Annotated in this window: 17 protein-coding genes; 15 read left to right on the top strand and 2 right to left on the bottom strand. The window is 69.1% G+C overall.

The window, feature by feature from the left end; all coding sequences use genetic code 11:
* The first annotated feature begins 11 nt into the window (after positions 1-11).
* The 4 genes from puhB to bchJ all read left to right on the top strand — a co-directional run bounded on the left by puhB (position 12) and on the right by bchJ (position 4,231).
* Entirely contained in the window at positions 12-698 is a 687-nt protein-coding gene (puhB, locus tag Q0309_RS06290) for a photosynthetic complex putative assembly protein PuhB (RefSeq protein WP_299438611.1), read from the top strand.
* A gap of 200 nt (positions 699-898) precedes the next feature.
* On the top strand, positions 899-1,549 hold the full coding sequence (gene puhC, locus Q0309_RS06285) for a photosynthetic complex assembly protein PuhC (RefSeq protein ID WP_299438609.1): 651 nt from the start codon (positions 899-901) through the stop codon (positions 1,547-1,549).
* Positions 1,550-1,679: 130 nt separating this feature from the next.
* Positions 1,680-3,608 carry a putative photosynthetic complex assembly protein PuhE gene (gene puhE / locus Q0309_RS06280; protein WP_299438607.1) on the top strand — a complete coding sequence of 643 codons (1,929 nt, stop codon included), beginning with the start codon at positions 1,680-1,682 and terminating at the stop codon, positions 3,606-3,608.
* Positions 3,605-4,231: a bacteriochlorophyll 4-vinyl reductase gene (gene bchJ, locus Q0309_RS06275; protein WP_299438605.1), complete on the top strand. Its 627-nt coding sequence runs from the start codon at positions 3,605-3,607 to the stop codon at positions 4,229-4,231. Before puhE ends, bchJ begins: the two co-directional genes overlap by 4 nt.
* Before the next feature lie 15 nt (positions 4,232-4,246).
* Here bchJ and Q0309_RS06270 read toward each other — a convergent pair whose 3' ends face one another.
* Together Q0309_RS06270 and crtD are read right to left on the bottom strand one after the other, a co-directional pair.
* Positions 4,247-5,092: a carotenoid 1,2-hydratase gene (locus Q0309_RS06270; protein WP_299438603.1), complete on the bottom strand. Its 846-nt coding sequence runs from the start codon at positions 5,090-5,092 to the stop codon at positions 4,247-4,249.
* A 35-nt stretch (positions 5,093-5,127) separates the two neighbouring features.
* Entirely contained in the window at positions 5,128-6,693 is a 1,566-nt protein-coding gene (crtD, locus tag Q0309_RS06265) for a 1-hydroxycarotenoid 3,4-desaturase CrtD (RefSeq protein ID WP_299438601.1), read from the bottom strand.
* 309 nt (positions 6,694-7,002) lie between these two features.
* Here crtD and Q0309_RS06260 point away from each other — a divergent pair, with 309 nt between their 5' ends.
* The 11 genes from Q0309_RS06260 to pufC all read left to right on the top strand — a co-directional run.
* Positions 7,003-7,872, top strand: a complete 870-nt coding sequence (locus Q0309_RS06260; protein ID WP_299438599.1) for a polyprenyl synthetase family protein — start codon at positions 7,003-7,005, stop codon at positions 7,870-7,872.
* 3 nt (positions 7,873-7,875) lie between these two features.
* The gene (locus tag Q0309_RS06255) at positions 7,876-9,087 is read left to right on the top strand and encodes a methyltransferase (protein WP_299438597.1); all 1,212 of its coding nucleotides are present in this window, start codon (positions 7,876-7,878) and stop codon (positions 9,085-9,087) included.
* A 130-nt stretch (positions 9,088-9,217) separates the two neighbouring features.
* Positions 9,218-10,156: a chlorophyll synthesis pathway protein BchC gene (gene bchC / locus Q0309_RS06250; protein WP_299438595.1), complete on the top strand. Its 939-nt coding sequence runs from the start codon at positions 9,218-9,220 to the stop codon at positions 10,154-10,156.
* A 95-nt stretch (positions 10,157-10,251) separates the two neighbouring features.
* Positions 10,252-11,160 carry a chlorophyllide a reductase iron protein subunit X gene (locus tag Q0309_RS06245; protein ID WP_299438646.1) on the top strand — a complete coding sequence of 303 codons (909 nt, stop codon included), beginning with the start codon at positions 10,252-10,254 and terminating at the stop codon, positions 11,158-11,160.
* 35 nt (positions 11,161-11,195) lie between these two features.
* Positions 11,196-12,683, top strand: coding sequence for a chlorophyllide a reductase subunit Y (gene bchY, locus Q0309_RS06240; protein WP_299438593.1), 1,488 nt, complete (start codon positions 11,196-11,198; stop codon positions 12,681-12,683).
* Positions 12,683-14,140, top strand: coding sequence for a chlorophyllide a reductase subunit Z (bchZ, locus tag Q0309_RS06235; RefSeq protein WP_299438591.1), 1,458 nt, complete (start codon positions 12,683-12,685; stop codon positions 14,138-14,140). Before bchY ends, bchZ begins: the two co-directional genes overlap by 1 nt.
* A gap of 216 nt (positions 14,141-14,356) precedes the next feature.
* Complete coding sequence (gene pufB, locus Q0309_RS06230; protein ID WP_299438589.1) at positions 14,357-14,530, top strand: light-harvesting antenna LH1, beta subunit; 174 nt, start codon at positions 14,357-14,359, stop codon at positions 14,528-14,530.
* 41 nt (positions 14,531-14,571) lie between these two features.
* Complete coding sequence (gene pufA, locus Q0309_RS06225; RefSeq protein ID WP_299438587.1) at positions 14,572-14,751, top strand: light-harvesting antenna LH1, alpha subunit; 180 nt, start codon at positions 14,572-14,574, stop codon at positions 14,749-14,751.
* 140 nt (positions 14,752-14,891) lie between these two features.
* Complete coding sequence (gene pufL, locus Q0309_RS06220; protein WP_299438585.1) at positions 14,892-15,731, top strand: photosynthetic reaction center subunit L; 840 nt, start codon at positions 14,892-14,894, stop codon at positions 15,729-15,731.
* A 13-nt stretch (positions 15,732-15,744) separates the two neighbouring features.
* Entirely contained in the window at positions 15,745-16,722 is a 978-nt protein-coding gene (gene pufM, locus Q0309_RS06215; RefSeq protein ID WP_299438583.1) for a photosynthetic reaction center subunit M, read from the top strand.
* On the top strand, positions 16,722-18,096 hold a 1,375-nt coding region (gene pufC, locus Q0309_RS06210), incomplete at its 3' end, for a photosynthetic reaction center cytochrome PufC (RefSeq protein WP_299438581.1). The genes pufM and pufC, both read left to right, overlap by 1 nt.

Raw genomic sequence — 18,096 nt, 5'->3', positions numbered from 1 at the left:
GGGTCCGTATCGTGCATGATGATTTCGCCGTCGAGCCGATCCCAGGGCTGCCCGAAAGGCCGCCGGACGGTGAAAGGATCCTCTGGCAGGGCTCGCCTTCGTGGCGAGCCCTCGCCAGACGTATGTTCCAGTGGCCCCTGATCGCCCTCTACTTCGGCATTCTGTCGATCTGGAGCGGGGTCAATGCCGTGGAGGATGGCTACGGAGTCGGCGGTGTGCTGATCTCCGTCTTCAGCCTCCTGGGCATTGGCGCGGGGCTGTTGATCACGTTGGCGTTGCTGGCATTTTGGATCGACCGCACCACGGTCTACACCATCACCAGCGAACGCGTCGTGATCCGCTATGGTCTGGCCTTGCAGATGACCGTGAACTTCCCGTTCCAGGTGATCCGCTCGGCCACCCTGAAGGTGTTCAGGAACGGGACCGGTAACGTGAACCTGGACCTGATGCCCGGGCATGGCGTGGCTTGGCTGGTTCTGTGGCCGCATGTGCGGCCGTGGCGCTGGCTGCGCACACAACCCATGCTCCGTTGCGTTCCCGATGCCCGGGCCGCGGCCGAGATCCTGGCCAAGGCCTTGTCCGCGCACGCGACCCGCGATATGGGGGCCGCCGAGGCGGGCCGGATGGACGACGAGGCCTTGCGTGTGTCTGTCCGAGGGGACAAAGAAAGGGTTCCCGTCGCCCCCGCCAGCGGGTAGCGCGTGGGGGCCGGTGCAGACGGTGGGCCGCCCGGCCGGGCTTCGGTCGCGGGGGCAAGCCGTTCGCGCCACAGAGTTCGGAATCGCCAGCGGTCCCGAGTGCGTGCGTGGCCGGCCGCCGACAAGCGGCCGCCGGCCCGCCGGGACCGGTTGGCCCGCGCCGCCGCCGCGGCGATGATCCTGCTAAAGGAGTGACGAGAATGAGCGGTGGTGTCGATCGCGACCCCCGAACCCACCGGGACGAGAGTCCCACCGAGGACGACGAGGACCTGTCGCCGCAGGAGCTGGCCCGGCGGCGGGAGGAGATCCTGCGCGCGCGCAACAAGGCTCTGTCGCCGCCCGCGCCGCTGCTGGTCGCGGCGTTCGGAACCGCCTTCCTCAGCGTCGTTTTGGCCGCCGTGTATGTCTTCTGGCTGAAGGAAGAGGACCCCTACGCCAGCATGACGTACATGCAGACCCAGGAATTCTACCTGGTGCCGACGACCGAGCTGCACCTGGACGTGCGCCTGGCCCCCGAGGACCGCTCCATCGGGCATTTGACCGGGCGGGTCGGCCGCTTCCTGCAGAGCATGATGGTCGGCCTCGACCGCCAGCGGGTCGTCGCCGGCCTGACCGACGCCGAGCCCCTGTACAGCCTGACGCAATGGGACGATCGCCACATCACGCTGCGCGACCTGGTCACGGGCGAACGGGTGGCGTTGGAATCCTACGGAAGCCAGAACATGCACGGGCTGAAGGAACTTTTGTCCCTCGCCGATGCCGTGCGGGAGGGGGAGGACCCGGCCGCAGCGGCCGAACGGATCGGCGCCGCCGAGCCGCCGCTCTCGTGGGGCCCGCCGCCCGGAAGCTGACCGCAGCATCGACATCGGCGTCGCCGGCGTCCGCCACCGGGCGACGCGGGCGCGGGGCCGGCCGCAATCCCAACCCCGGCCGCCACCCTGGGCCGGGGTCGGCGCGCGGACCACAATGGAGGCAGGTTCGTTGGCCACCTACATCCTCCCCGTACTCCATGCCATCGGCATCTGGTGGTTGCTTACGGGGCTTATTCTCTACATCGACGGCCTGCCGGCGCGCACCTTCAAGTGGAGCATGTTGGTCTGCACGGTGGCGTTCGTCGCCTGCCTGTACGGCCTGTGGACCAGCGCCGCCGACCACACCGTCTCCGGCGCCTATGCCGCGTTCACCTACGGCCTGCTGGTGTGGTCCTACCAGGACATCACGTTCTACCTCGGCTTCGTCACCGGGCCGCGCAAACAGGCGTGCGAGCCGGGCTGCCGGGGGTGGCGCCATTTCGGCCACGCGCTCGGCGCCAGCCTGTACCACGAGATCTCGATCATCGTGACGTTGGTGGTGGTGGTCGCCCTGACCTGGGGCCAGCCCAACCAGGTGGCGCTGTGGACCTACCTCGTGCTGTGGTGGATGCACGAAAGCGCGCGGCTGAACGTGTTCCTGGGCGTGCGCAACGTCAGCGAGGAATTCCTGCCCGACCACATGGAGTTCCTCAAAAGCTTCCTGAACAACTCCAAGTCCATCAACCTGCTGTTCCCGGTGTCGGTCACGGTGTCCACCGTGGCGCTGGTGCTGATGGTCATGGCCATCCTCGACCCGGCGACGTCGGAGATCGAGGCCGTCGGCCTGACCTTTGTCGCCGCGATCATGGCGCTGGCGATCCTGGAACACTGGTTCCTGGTGCTGCCGCTGCCGGCGATGGCCATGTGGAATTGGAGCCTGCGCTCGCGCACGCCGCACCCGGCCGTGACCGAGGTGGAGATCATCGCCGGCTTCCTGGGCGCCGGCAAGACGACGGTGTTGCGCCACCGCCTGGAGCACGCGCGCAACCCGGCCGGCAGTGTGGCCCTGGTCAACGACTGCGCGGCCGTCTCGCCGGACGGGCAGGTGCACGCCACGCCCGAGGGCGATCAATTGGACCTGCCCGGCGGGGCCGTGTGCCTCGATCTGCGCGACGATCTGGCCCACCAGGTCAAGGAGGTCATCGCCGCCCGGATGCCGGATCACATCTTCATCGAGCCGAACGGCCTGGCCGATCTTGGCTTGTTGGTGCGGGTGCTGAACCGGGCCGATATCCGGCCGTCGCTGAAGGCGGTGCACCTGACCGTGGTGATCGACGCCAGCGCCTTCATGGGTGATTACGCGCGCCTGCCGGAGTTCCTGAAGGCGCAGGTGCAGGCGCGCGGCCAGGCCGAGGTGACGCCGGCCGGAACGCCGGTGCCCCTGTTCATCGTCAACAAGGCCGACCTTGTGAGCCCGGTGGAACTGGCCACGGTGACCAACACCTTGCGCACGCTGAATCCGTCGGCGCGGATCGTGCCCGCCGTGCATGGTGTGGCGGAGGGCGCGGTGGCGCCGGCCCTCAGCGATGCCGCCAACGACGACGGCACCGACGCGGCGCGGCCGGTGCCCTCGGGTCTCGCCCCGGCCCTGGCCCCGAGTCCGGCCGCGGCCGGCGGTGCGGGGTCTGGCGGGGGTGGGGCGTCGATGCACCACCATCACCACTATCACCATCATCACTATCACGGCGCGGCACCCGAGGCCGTGGCGTCGGGGCTTGCGCCCGGTGATGGTGCGGCCGAGACGCTGGTGCTCGACCTGCGCCCGGCGGACCCGGCAACGGACGCCGGCCTCGACCCGGAGGACCTGCGCGACGTGTTGGAGGCCATCGCCGGCGGCCGCTTCGGTGCCGTCGAGCGGCTGCGGGGCACGGCCCGCGCCAACGGGGCGTGGGTCGAATTCGCCGTCGCCGACGGCCAGGCCAGCGTCACCCCCTGCACGACGCCGGAGGGGCCGGCGCGCGTGGTGGCGGTCGGCCATGCCCTGGACGGCGTGCGGCTGCGGCAGGCGTTTGACGGCGGCGCCGTGATGGCCGCCGTGGCCTCGGACGCGCTGCCATGAGCGAGCACCCGGAGGGGGCCGAGGAGGCCGACGGCGCCGACGGCGCCCGCATTGGCCCCAACAGCATCACCCGCATGGCCGACGCCCTGGCCGCGCATCGCGGTCGGGACGAGACGGCGGCGCTGTTCGAGGCGGCGGGCTTGGCTCACCACTGGGCGACCCCGCCCGAGTCCATGGTCCCCGCCGACGACGTGACGGCGCTGCACCGGGTGCTGCGGGCGCGACTGGACGCGGCGGCGCTGGACGCCGTCTGCCACGACGCGGGCGTGGCCACGGCGGACTACCTGCTGGCCCACCGGATTCCCAAGCCGGCGCAGGCCGTGCTGAAGCTGATGCCGCCGGTGCCGGCGGCGCGGATGCTGATCCAGGCCATGGGCCAGCATTCGTGGACCTTCGCCGGCGGCGGTCGGTTCCATGGGGAGCCCGGCAAGCCGACCCGGCTGATCATCGCCGATGGCCCGATCCAGGCGGCGGTGTCGGGGGCGTCCGCGCCGGTCTGCGCCTACTACGCCGCCGTGTTCGAACGCCTGTTCCGCGTCCTGGTGGCGCGCAAGACCACCGTGCGCGAGACCGCCTGTCAGGCCATGGGCGCCGAGGCGTGTGTGTTCGAGGCGGTGTGGTAGGGGTGGGCGGCTCCCCTATTTCGCCCCCGGCCCGCCCCACGGGATGCGCGGCATCCGGAACGGCAGCATCGCCTTGACGATGTTCATGCAGAACCGGTCCATGTCGAGGTTCTCGTGCATGGCGCGGACCGGCTCGCCCAGAACGTGGGTGTCGAGGATCGAGCGGGCGTAGAACGGCGTGTCCTCCACCGTGCGGGCGACGGTCGGGGTGTGGCCGGCGTCGGCGCGGGTGGCGCGGCCGATGCGCCAGACGCGCGTCGGCGGCAGCGATGCCTCCGGCGGTGGGTCGAACGGCTCGGCCTCGCCCCCGGGCGGGAAACGCAGGGCGATGCGGGCACCCTCGCCGCCGTGGCGCGGCGTCGTATCGTACAGGATGGCGGCGCCGCCGTCGGCCAGCGGCGCGCGGGTCCACCACCAGCCCTGGAAGCCGGCCTCCAGCGACTCGGTGCCCCAGTTGGAATCCCAGTAGCCCTCGCCCGACCACGACAGGTGCGGCTGTTTCATCTCGACCGTGATGTCGGAATGGGGCGCGATGGGCCACCAGCGGTGCCGCTCCAACGGGTCGAGCGAGAACGCCTGGGTCGTCACCTTGCGCGGGCGCAGACGCACCGTGCCCTCGACCGGGAAGGGCAGGGGGGCGCAGCGCTCCTTGATGTGGAAGGTCAGGGTCTCGCCGTCCCATTCCACCCGGCTGGGGCCGATGACCAGCCGGCGCGGCTCGCGCGCCACCGCGCCCTTGCCGCGCTCGGTCATGGCCCAGCGGCCGCCGGGGCCGTACAGGCAGACGTTCAGCACACAGTGGTTCATCGGGTCGCCGCGCCCCGACCACGCGTAGTAGGGCGAAAACACGCTGCCCAGCATGGCGATCAGGGTCAGGGCGTGGCGCCCGTCGGAGCTCAGGCCGTCGACATACCACCAGCCATAGCCACCCGGGTCGATCGGCTGGTCGAGCGAAGGTCCGTCAGGATGCTCGAAGCGGCCTGCCGGCCCGACAACGTGGCCATGGGCACCCCCGGTCCCGGATGCGCGCTGCCCCCCGCCACGTACAGGCCCGGCACCTTGGTCCGCGCCCCCGGACGGGTGAACGACGCTTGCCAGCCGTGCGACGCCCGCCCGTACAGCGCCCCACCGGTCGCCGGGAACAGGCGCTCGAACTCCCGGGGTCCGGTGATCGTGACACTGTCCGGGTCCGGATGGACCCGCAGGCCACAGCGCTCCAGCAGGGCAGAACTTCGGTGCAGACATGCGTCGATCTCCGCGCGGTCGAGGGACGGCGACGGCGAGTCGCCGATCGGGGGCGCATTGATCAGCATCAGCAGGCGCTCGGCCCCGGACGGGGCGGCATCCTGGTCGGTGCCGTCCATGCGATCCTGGGCACAAATATAAGTCGTGGGCTCCGCCGGCAAGCGATTCCGCTCGAAGATGTCGCGGAACTCGCCCTCATAGTCGGAGCCGAAGAACACCGTGTGCCGCGACAGGGGAAAGCCCTCGGTCCGCGCCGTCATGGTGGTGGCCAGCAGCGACAGCGAACGGGCGCGCTGTGGCACGGATGGCACGGCGCCGGTGACCTCCGGCCCCAGCATCCCGGCGGGCAGGGCGTTGACGTCGCCATTGAACACCACGGCATCGGCGGCGATGCGCCGGCCGTCGTCCAGCACGACGCCGGAGGCGCGGCCGCCGGCCGTTTCGATCTTCGCCACGCCCTGGCCGTAGTGGAAGACGGCGCCCCGGGACTCGGCCAGGTCGGTCAGCGCCCGGGCCAGGGCGTGCATTCCGCCGTCGACGCTCCAGACGCCGGACTGCTCGACGTAGACCATCAGCATCAGAACGGCCGTGGCGTTGAAGGGCGACGAGCCGCAGTACACCGAATAGCGCCCGAACAGCTGCCGCAGGCGCGGGTCCTGGAAGTACTTGCCCAGCTCGGACCACAGCGTGGCGAACGGCTTCGCGCGCAGGATGGACGGCCCGGCGCGGCCGATCAGGCGCGGCACGCTGGGCCGTGATCCGCGCATGAACGAGGCGTCGAGGGTGCGGAAGGTGCGTTCGGACTCGGCCAGCAGGTCACGGAAGCCCTTGGCGTCGGCGGCGCCGGCGAAGTCGCCGATCGCCTCCTCGGCGCGTTTCGGGTCGGCGAAGACGTCCAGGTGCCGCGACCGGTCGCCATAGTCCCAGGCGTTGCGGCCCAGCACCTCAAGCGGTGTCAGGGTGATGTGGTCATTCAGGCTGGCGCCGGCGGCCCGCAACAGGTCCTCGAACACCCAGCGCATGGTCAGGATGGTGGGGCCGCCGTCCACCTGGGCGTCGCCGGCCGCGACCTGGCGCATCTTGCCGCCGGGGCCGGGATGGCGCTCGACCACCTCGACGGCGAAGCCGTTGGCGGCCAGTTCCAGGGCCGACGCCAGGCCTCCCATGCCGGCGCCGATGACGACAACTTTCTGTTCAGCATGTCCGTTGCGAGGCATTGTCCTGGGCTCCCTCTTGTTCTGTTTCTGTGTCGTTTGTGTTCGGGCCGATTGGCGGGTGTGTCCGGTTGTGTGGTGCGATTCGAAAAGACTCGGGCGCCATCGGTCGCGGGGGTTCGGGTTGCGGTCCGATGACACATGGCCGTTGACTCACGGGACCCACATGTCCACTCTGCATGACACACGGAGTGACCATCAGAGTTGACACCCGTCGCCGGAAGGGGGCTGGGGGATGCGCGCCATCCGTGGCGCCGTCCCACTCGGGGCGGGTCTTTGATGATCCATACGGAATGCGTGGGGAGACGGATCATGGAGTCAGGGCAACGGATCGAGGCGGCGCTTGAAGGGGCGTGCGCCGGCATTGCCACGCCGGCGGGGCCGCCGCGTCTGGCGGCGGCCATGCGTCACGCCGTGTTCGGCGGCGGTCAGCGCATCCGTCCGCGCCTGGCCCTGGCCGTGGCCCTGGCCTGCGGCGACGACCGGCCGGCGGTGACCGATGCCGCCCTCGCGGCCATCGAGGTGCTGCACTGCGCGTCCCTGGTCCACGACGATCTCCCCTGTTTCGACGACGCCGATTTGCGGCGCGGCAAGCCGACGGTTCACCGGGCGTTCAGCGAGCCGCTGGCGGTTCTGACCGGCGACGCGCTGATCGTGCTGGCCTTCCAGACCCTGGCGCGCGGCGCCGCAGAGGCGCCGGACCGCATGGCCCGGCTGGTGGACATCGTCGCCGCCGCCATCGGCGCCCCGACCGGCCTGTGCGCCGGCCAGGCCTGGGAGAGCGAGCCCGACGTCGACCTGGCGGAATACCAGCGCGCCAAGACAGGTGTGCTGTTCGCCGCCGCCACCGAGGCCGGCGCCACCGCCGCCGGGCACGGCACGCCGGCGTGGCGCACCCTGGGCGCGCGGCTGGGCGAGGCCTACCAGGTGGCCGACGATCTGCGCGATGTGGCTGCCGATCCCGAGATCCTCGGCAAGCCGGTGGGACAGGACGCCGCTCTCGGAAGACCTAACGCGGTGGCCCAGCTTGGGGTTCCCGGGGCCATTGCCCGGTTGAAGGGTCTGGTGACCGAGGCCGTCGACTCCATTCCGGAGTGCCCGGGCCGCGAGGCCCTGCGAACGCTGATCCTGGAGGAAACGGGCCGGTTCATTCCGGCCTCGCTGGCGCGGGAGGCCGCTTGACCGATGGATACCTCCGCCTCCGCCGCCGTCTCCTCCGAGCCCACGGCCACCAACCAGACCGATGACCGCAAGCCGCGCGGTCTCCTCGACCGCTTCCTGGCGTTCCGCGACCGCAAGGTGTCCGACCCGAAGTTCCAGCGCTGGGCGGCGGAAACGCCGCTGGTGCGTCTGCGGGCGCGCAAGCGGGCGCGCGATCTGTTCGATGTCGTTTCGGGGTTCGTCTATTCCCAGGTGCTGCTGGCGACCGTGCGGCTGAAGCTGTGCGAGACCCTGGCCGAGGGACCGATCTCGGTGCCGGCGCTGGCCAACCGGCTGGCCCTGAGCGAGGACGCCACGCGGCGCCTGCTGGATGCGACCACGGTGCTGGAGTTGACCGCGCCGCGCTCGAACGATCGCTTCGGCCTGGGTGAACTGGGCGCCGCCCTGCTGGGCACGCCGGGGCTGGCGGCCCTGATCGAGCACCACGCCATGTTCTACAAGGATCTGGAGGATCCGGTGGCGCTGCTGCGCGGTCATGCCGGCCAGACCAACCTGTCGCGCTACTGGGCGTACGCGCGCTCCGAGGACGCGGCGGCCGAGTCCGGGGACGCGGTGGCCGAGTACTCCGAGTTGATGTCGACCTCGCAGGAGATGATCGCCGACGATATCCTGGCCGCCTTCCCGCCCACGGGCGTCAAGCACTGGATGGACCTGGGCGGCGGCGAGGGCGTGTTCGGCGCCGCCGTGGCGCGCAAGGCGCCGCAGGCGAAGGTCACGGTGTTCGATCTGCCGGCGGTGGCCGAGCGGGCGCGCGAGCGTTTGCGGGCTGAGGGGCTGGCCGACCGCGTGCAGGCGGTGGGCGGCGACTTCAGAGGGGGCGACCTGCCCACCGGAGTCGACGTGGTCTCGCTGGTGCGGGTCATCCACGACCACAACGACGAGGTGGCCACCGAGGTCCTGCGGGCCGCGCGTCAGGCCCTGGTGCCCGGCGGCCGCCTGGTGATCGCCGAGCAGATGGCGGGGACTCGGGGAGCGGAGCCGCTCGGCGGCGCCTACTTCGGCTTCTACCTGCTGGCGATGGGCAGCGGCCGGCCGCGCACGCCGGAGGCGCTTCGTTATATGGTTGAAAAGGTTGGGTTCCGCGACGTTGCGATGCCGCGCACCCGTCAGCCGCTGTTGACGCGGCTGTTGGTCGCGCGGGCGCCGGGCGGGTCCGACGAAACGCCTAGCTCGTGACGCGGGCGTTATGACTTTTCGGTTAGGGGCTTGTAAGTCGGGATTGACATCTACCCCAGTCAAGCTAGACTGACAGTCCTCACATACGGCTTCGAACGATACGATCGTGGGGCAGTCGCCGCGAGGGTCCATGCACACCGACGCCATCGTTATCCAACAACCGGAGCGCCTGTCGCTGACCCGGCTTGACCTCGAACCGCCCGAAGAGGCGGACGTCGTGGTCGAGATCGAGTGGAGCGGCATCAGCACCGGGACGGAGCGTCTGCTGTGGACCGGGCGGATGCCACCGTTCCCGGGCATGGGCTACCCCCTGGTGCCGGGTTACGAGTCGGTGGGTCGTGTGACGGCGGCCGGCGCGGAGTCGGGGCGGACCGTGGGTGAGCGGGTGTTCGTGCCGGGCGCCAAGTGCTACGGCGAGGTGCGCGGCCTGTTTGGCGGGGCCGCCTCGCGCATCGTGGTGCCGGGGGCGCGGGTGCTGCCGGTGCCGGATGATCTGGGCGAGCGCGCCGTGCTGCTGGCCCTGGCCGCGACGGCGCGGCACGCGCTGGCCGGCGGGGCGACGCTGCCCGATCTGGTGGTCGGGCATGGGGTTCTGGGTCGCTTGGTGGCCCGTCTGGTGGTCGCCATGGGGGGCGCGGCACCGGTGGTGTGGGAAACGAATCCGGCGCGGACGTCGGGCGCCATGGGCTACGCGGTGGTCGATCCGTCGGCCGACGAGCGGCGCGATTACGCCTGCATCTGCGACGTCAGCGGCGACGCCGCGATTCTGGATATGTTGATGGCCCGGCTGGCCCGGGGCGGCGAGATCGTCCTGGCCGGGTTCTACGAGGGCTCGTTGCGTTTCGATTTCGTGGCCGCCTTCCTGCGCGAGGCGCGGCTGCGGGTGGCCGCCGAGTGGCGGCCGGAGGACCTGGCGGCGGTGACGGACCTGATCGGCGAGGACCGTTTGTCGCTGGACGACCTGATCACCCACCGGGCGACGGTGGAGCAGGCCGAGGCGGCCTACCGCACCGCCTTTGAGGATCCGTCGTGCTTGAAAATGATTCTGGATTGGAGAGCCCGCGCATGACCGCCAACCACGAAACCCGGACGACAGGGCGGACCATGCCGGAAGTGGCGCGGGGGCTCGGCCCGCGCGCCGAGGCCGAGATCGGCCCCGAGGGGATGCAGCGGCCGCAGATCATCGCCGTGTACGGCAAGGGCGGCATCGGCAAGAGCTTCACGCTCGCCAACCTGTCCTACATGATGGCCAGCCAGGGCCGCCGGGTGCTGCTGATCGGCTGCGACCCGAAGAGCGACACCACGTCGCTGCTGTTCGGTGGCCGCAACTGCCCGACCATCATCGACACCTCGTCCCGCAAGAAACAGGCCGGCGAGGACCTGACCATCGGTGACGTTTGCTTCAAGCGCGACGGCGTCTATGCCATGGAACTGGGCGGCCCCGAGGTGGGGCGCGGTTGCGGCGGCCGGGGGATCATCCACGGTTTTGAAATGCTGGACACGCTCGGGTTCCATGAGTGGGACTTCGATTTTGTACTCCTAGATTTTCTGGGGGACGTCGTGTGTGGCGGGTTCGGCTTGCCCATCGCCCGTGATATGTGTCAGAAGGTCATCGTCGTGGGGTCGAACGACCTGCAGTCCCTGTACGTGGCCAACAATGTGTGTTCGGCGGTGCAGTACTTCCGCAAGCTGGGCGGATCGGTCGGCGTGGCCGGGATGGTCGTCAACAAGGACGACGGCACCGGCGAGGCGACCGCGTTCGCCGAGGCGGCGGGCATTCCGGTGCTGGCGTCCATCCCGGCGGACGAGGATATCCGCCGCAAGAGCGCCAACTACCAGATCGTCGGGCATCCCGACAGCCCGTGGGGACCGCTGTTCCAGACCCTGGCCGACAACGTGGCCGCGTCGGCCCCGGTTCAGCCCGTGGCCCTGTCGCAGGATGCGCTGTTGAACCTGTTCAAGAGCGAGGACGTGGGCCGCGATGTGGTCCTGGAGCCCGCGACGCCGGCCGACATGCGCGGCGGCAAGGTGATTGAGCGCAAGTCGCTCGAGGTTGTGTACGACACCGTGTAAGTCCCGTGGAAACCGAAAGGCCAGAGTCCGCTCCGATGACCGATTACACTGCCACACGCGACGACGATCGCGCCGCCGAGACCGCCGAGGCGGTCTATGACGCGGCCGACGTGACGTCGGCGGACACCGGCGCCCCGCGCGCCGGCGTGGCGGGCTGTCATGGTCATCCCGAGGCGGGCGCCGATCCGGCGGGCGAAAACACCGAAGCCCTGGCGCGCGCGGCGCGTGCCCTGCCGCAAGGGCCGCACGATCGCCCGCAGACCATGTGCCCGGCCTTTGGCTCGTTGCGGGTCGGCCTGCGGATGCGCCGCACGGCGACGGTCCTGAGTGGCTCCGCCTGCTGTGTCTATGGCCTCAGCTTCACGGCCCATTTCTACGGCGCCCGCCGCTCCATCGGCTACGTTCCGTTCTCGTCCGAAACGCTGGTCACTGGCGCGCTGTTCGAGGACATCAAGGAGGCCGTGCAGGGCCTCGCCGATCCCGAGAAGTACGACGCCATCGTCGTCACGAACCTGTGCGTGCCGTCGGCCTCCGGCGTGCCGCTGCGGCTGCTGCCGCGAGAGATCAACGGCGTGCGCATCATCGGCATTGACGTGCCCGGCTTCGGCGTCACCACCCATGCCGAGGCGAAGGACGTGCTGGCCGGGGCGATGCTGGCCTACGCCCGGGCCGAGGCCGAGCAGGGGCCGGTCATGGCGCCGCGCGGCGGACCGATCGAAAAGCCCACGGTGACGCTGCTGGGCGAGATGTTCCCGGCCGATCCCGTCGGCATCGGCCAGATGCTTGAGCCCATGGGGCTGGCGATCGGGCCGGTGGTGCCGACGCGCGAATGGCGCGAGCTGTACGCGGCGCTGGACTGTGCCGCCGCCGCCGCCATCCACCCGTTCTATACGCGGTGCGTGCACGAGATCCAGACGGCCGGACGTCCGGTGGTCGGGTCGGCGCCGGTGGGTGTCGAGGGCACGGCGGCTTGGCTGGAATCCGTCGGCCAGGCCTGCAACGTCGCGACCGACAAGATCGATGCCGCCAAGGCGCGGGTGCTGCCGGCGGTGAAGGCGGCGCTGGAACGCACGTCGATCCCGCACCGGGTGATCGTCTCCGGCTACGAGGGCTCCGAACTCCTGGTCGCGCGCGTGCTGATCGAGGCCGGGGCTGACGTGCCCTACGTCGGCACGGCCACTCCGCGCACGCCCTGGTCGGCCGATGACGAGGCGTGGCTGCGGGCGCGCGGCGCCCATGTGGAATTCCGCGCCTCGCTGGAAAAAGACAAGCAGGCGGTCGACGCCTTCTCGCCCGACGTGGCCATCGGTCCGGTGGTCCAGTACGCCAAGCAGAAGGCCATCCCGGCGCTGTACTTCACCAACCTGATCTCGGCGCGGCCGATGATGGGTCCGGCCGGCGCCGGGTCGCTGGCGCAGGTGATCAACGCCGCCGCCGCCAACCGCGAGCGGTTCCGCACCATGCACGCGTTCTTCTCGACCGTGGGCGGTGGCCGCAGCATCGACGTGGGGAGGGCCGGCTGATGCTCGTTCTCGACCACGATCGCGCGGGCGGCTACTGGGGAGCGATCCACGTCCTGACGGCGGTGCGCGGCCTGCAGGTGATCATCGACGGCCCCGTGGGCTGCGAGAACCTGCCGGTGACGGCGGTGCTGCACTACACCGACGGCCTGCCGCCGTTCGAGCTTCCGGTCGTGGTGACCGGCCTGGGCGAGGAAGAGCTGGGCCAGTTCGGCACCGAGGCCGCCATGGTGCGCGCCCGCAACGCGCTGGACCCCGACAAGCCGGCGGTCGTCGTGACCGGCTCGATCGCCGAGATGATCGGCGGCGGGGTGACGCCGGAGGGCAGCAACATCCGTCGCTTCCTGCCGCGCACCATCGACGAGGACCAGTGGGAATGCGCCGACCGGGCGCTGGTGTGGCTGTGGAAGGAATACGGCCTGGTCAAGGGGCAGCGGCCGGCGCCGACGCCGCGCCAGCCCGGCGACAAACCGCGCGTCAACATCATCGGCGCCATGTACGGCATGTTCAATTCCTGGTCGGACGTGGCGGAGATCGAGCGGCTGGTGCGCGGCATCGGCGCCGAGGTCAACCTGACCTTCCCCGTCGGCGTGCCGCTGGAAAACGTCGGCCGCCTGGTGGACGCCGACGCCAGCATCTGCCTGTACCGCGAGGTGGGGCAGTCGCTGTGCGAGGCGCTGGACATGCCCTGGCTGCGGGCGCCGTTCGGGCTGCACTCGACCACCCGCTTCCTGCGGGCGCTGGGCGAGGTGCTGGGCCTGGACCCCGAGCCGTTCATCGAGCGCGAGAAGCAGACCACCATTCGGCCGGTCTGGGACCTGTGGCGCTCGGTGACCCAGGACTTTTTTGGCACCGCCAGCTTTGGCATCTCGGCCACCGAGACGTATGCCAAGGGCGTGCGCGGGTTCCTGGAAGACGAGATGGGCCTGCCGTGCACGTTCTCCTTCGCGCGGCGGGCGGGCGAAAAGCCGGACAACGCGGCCATCCGCAAGGCGGTGCAGGAAAAGACGCCGCTGATCCTGTTCGGCAGCCACAACGAGCGCACCTACCTGGCCGAGATTGGCGGCCGGGCGCAATACATTCCCGCGTCGTTCCCCGGCGCGATCGTGCGGCGGCACACCGGCACGCCCTTCATGGGCTACGCCGGCGCCACGTACATCGTGCAGGAGGTCTGCAACAGTCTGTTCGACGCGGTCTTCAACATCCTCCCCCTGGGCACCGACCTGGATGCGGTGGACGCGACGCCGTCGCGCCTGCATCGGGAACTGCCCTGGGACGACGAGGCCAAGGCGCTGCTGGATACCAGCGTCGAGGCCCGGCCCATGCTGGTGCGGATTTCGGCGGCCAAGCGGCTGCGCGACATCGCCGAGCGTGAGGCCCGTCGCGCCGGGGAGGATATCGTGACGAGGGCGCGTGTAGCGGACACGCTCGCCGCCTTCGCGGAGGGGCAACTGACATGACGATCGCCACGTCGATCCAGGTCGCCCCTTCCGTACCCGCTCCACCGTTCCGTGGCGCGCCGTGTGGACGGCCGTCTTGGGGGCGGGGAGGGTTCACCCGAATACGTGGTGCGGGTGGACCGGTCACCCTGGGGTGCGCCCCGGTCCGGCAAGAGGTGCCGGCCGGACGCGGCCCGGAACTGGCCAACTGTGGCCAACTACTAGGAGGTTATGGATATGGCTGAGAGCGCAGCGAACAACACCGGTCTGACCGAAGACGAATCCCGTGAGTTCCACAACCTGTTTGTGCAGGGCATGGGCTACTGGTTCGGCCTGGTCGTGATCGCGCACGTCCTGGTGTGGATGTGGTGCCCGTGGCTGACGGACGCCCTGTGCAACGCCACCGTGTAAGACGGGCGTGCTACGATACTGTGTAACGAGGAGTTAGAATTATGCATAAGCTCTGGATGCTGCTTGACCCCGCCCGTACCCTGGTTGCGATCGTCGTTTTCCAGGCTCTGCTCGGCCTGCTGCTGCACTTCATGCTGCTCAGCACGGACCGTCTGAACTGGTGGGAAGGCCCGCAGGATATGGTCGCGATGGTGCTGCCTTACACCTCGATGATCTCCTAGGGCTGACGGAGATCGCGGTCTCTAAGACCGTGTCTCGTTGGTAGCGGTTGGGTCTCCGGAGCGAGGCCCGGAACCCGCCGCTACTGATCCTTGTTGAGGAGGCGGCTGGCTGCCGCCTTCTGGCCGGAGGGTCCCAAACAATGGCCATGCTGGATTTCGAGCGTAAGTATCGTGTCCGGGGCGGGACGCTGATTGGCGGGAGCTTGTTTGATTACTGGGTGGGGCCGTTCTACGTCGGCTTCTTCGGTATCACCGCGTTCGTCTTCGCCGCACTCGGCATCGCGCTTATGTTCACGGGAGCTATTCAAAGCCCCGCGACCACCCTGTGGAATCTTAACATCGAACCGCCGGACCTGAGCGTGGGTCTGGGCGTGGCGCCCTACATGGAGGGCGGCCTGTGGCAGGTCATCTCGCTGTGCGCGACCGGTGCGTTCATCTCCTGGGCGCTGCGCGAGGTCGAGATCTGCAACAAGCTGGGTATCGGCTATCAAGTGCCGATCGCCTTCAGTGTCGCGATTTTCGCCTACCTCTGCCTGGTGTTCATCCGCCCGCTGCTGATGGGCGCGTGGGGCCATGGGTTCCCCTATGGCATTCTCGGCCACCTGGATTGGGTGTCGAACGTCGGTTACCAGTATCTGCACTGGCACTACAACCCCGGACACATGGCCGGCATCTCGTTCTTCTTCGTGACGTGCTTCGCCCTGGCGCTGCACGGCGGCCTGATCCTGTCCGCGGCCAACCCTGGCAAGGGCGAGAAGGTCAAGCTGCCCGAGCATGAGAACACGTTCTTCCGGGATTTCATCGGCTACTCGATCGGTCCCCTGGGCATCCACCGTCTTGGCCTGTTCCTGGCCCTGACCGCGGTGCTGACGAGCTGCGTGCACATTCTCATTGCCGGTCCGTTGTGGACCCGCGGCTGGCCGGAATGGTGGATGTGGTGGCCGAAGATGTGGATCTGGATCGCACCTGCTGTGTCGTGAGGGGGTCAACACGATGGCTGAATATCAAAGTATCTTCACGCGGGTTCAGGTCAGGGCACCAGCCCACCTGGGCGTGCCGCTCGCGGAGGGGATGTCCCAGCGCGTCGGCACACCGATCTTCTCGCGTGTTCTGGGCTGGATCGGCGACGCGCAGATCGGTCCCATTTACCTGGGCTTTTTCGGGCTCGCCTCGCTGTTTAGCGGGTTCATCGCCGTCGAGATCATCGGCCTGAACATGCTGGCGAGCGTGGACTGGAACGTCTGGATCTTCTTCCAGAAGTTCTTCTGGCTTGGCCTGGAGCCGCCGGCTCCGGAATACGGGCTGAGCATTCCGCCCTTGAACGAGGGCGGCTGGTGGATCACCGCCGGCTTCTTCCTGACCCTGTCGTTGGGTCTGTGGTGGTGGCGCACGTACACCCGCGCCAAGGCCCTCGGCCTCGGCACGCACGTGGCGTGGGCCTGGACCGCCGCCATCTGGCTGTACCTGGCCCTGGGCCTGATTCGTCCGGCCCTGATGGGAGCCTGGAGCGAGGCACCGCCGTTCGGGATCTTCCCGCACCTGGACTGGACCGCCGCGTTCTCGATCCGCTACGGCAACCTGTACTACTGCCCGTTCCACATGCTGACGATCGCCTTCCTGTACGGTTCGGCGCTGCTGTTCGCCATGCACGGCGCGACCATCCTGTCGGTGTCCCGCTACGGCGGCGACCGCGAGGTGGAGCAGATCACCGACCGTGGTACGGCGGCCGAGCGTGCGGCGTTGTTCTGGCGGTGGACCATCGGCTTCAACGCCACGATGGAATCCATTCACCGTTGGGGCTGGTGGTTCGCCATCCTGACGCCGTTGAGCGGCTCGATCGGGATCATCCTGACGGGAACCGCCGTGGACAACTGGTTCCTGTGGGGTGAGAAGCACGGCATCGTTCCGTTCATTCCCGACATTCTTCCGCCCGGGTCTGACCCGGCTCTGGTGAGCGGGGGGACGCAATAATGGCCTATCTTCCCAAAGGACGAAGCCGCTGGTTCGGGCTGACGATCTGGGCGGCACTCATCACGGTCCCTCTCGGACTGCTCCTGTACACCTATGCGCCTCGGTACTACGTGAACCAGCTCGGGTACCGTGGCCAGCAGCTCGGCGACATTCAGAACGTCAAGATCGTCGCCGATCGCAACGCGGCCAACGTGGCCCCGGAACTGTGGCCGCCGATGGAAGGCGAAGGGCCGCTGGCGTCCGAGGTCTACGAGAACGTGCCCGCCCTTGGGCACATGACGCAGGCCAACTTCGATCGCCTGATGACCTTGATCACCGAATGGGTCTCGCCGGCTGAAGGGTGCGCGTACTGCCACGTCGGTGACGGCGACGCGGTCGACTATGTGGACGAAAACGTCTACACGAAGATCGTCTCGCGCCGCATGATCCAGATGGTGCAGCACATCAACGCCACCTGGGGCGATCACGTCGCTCCGTCCGGTGTTACCTGCTACACCTGTCACCGTGGCAACCCGGTCCCGACGGAGCTGTTCTATACGGATCCGCGCCCGGTGACCCACGCGGCCATGAACGCCGGCAACCGTCGCGGCCAGAACCTGCCGCGTCGTGACAACGCCTACGCGGCGCTGCCGTACGAAACCTTCACCCTGTTCCTGACGGAAATGGATGATGGGATCGGCGACATCCGTATGACCCCGACCACCGCGCTGCCGACGGTCAAGCAGGTGGAGCCGGACATCAACGCGGCCGAGCGGACCTTCGGTCTGATGATGTTCATTTCCGAGGCCCTGGGCACGAACTGCACCTACTGCCACAACTCGCGTGCGTTTGAGCAGTGGAACCAGTCGCTGCCGGCTCGTATCACGGCGTGGTACGGGATCCGGATGAACCAGGACATCAACGAGCACTTCCTGATCCCGCTGGGACCGGAATACCCGGAAGACAAGCTGGGCATCCTGGGCGATGCGCCGAAGGCTCAGTGCGCGACCTGCCACTACGCGGCCACCAAGCCCCTGTTGGGCGCGGACGTGATCAGTGCGTATCCGTCGCTGCAGCAGGGCCCGACCGCGGACGCCGACCTGCGCACGGCCGCGTACCACATGGACGCGATCGCCGCTGCGGAGGAAGAGGCCGCCGCCGAGGAAGAAGCCGCTGCCGAGGAGGCCGCTCCGGCCGCCGAGGAAGAGGCTGCTGCCGAGGACACGTCTGCTGGTGAAGCCGCGGCGCCGGAGGGCGAGTCTGTTGCCCCCGCCGCCGAGGAAGAGGCCGCTCCGGCCGCCGAGGAAGAAGCCGCTGCCGAGGAGGCCGCTCCGGCCGCTGAGGAAGAGGCTGCTGCCGAGGAGGCCGCTCCGGCCGCCGAGGAAGAGGCTGCTG

The sequence above is a fragment of the uncultured Rhodospira sp. genome (assembly GCF_937138205.1).
Classification (GTDB): domain Bacteria; phylum Pseudomonadota; class Alphaproteobacteria; order Rhodospirillales; family Rhodospirillaceae; genus Rhodospira.
The sequence above is the reverse complement of the archived record's forward strand: the minus strand, read 5'-3'. Positions and strand labels throughout refer to the sequence as shown.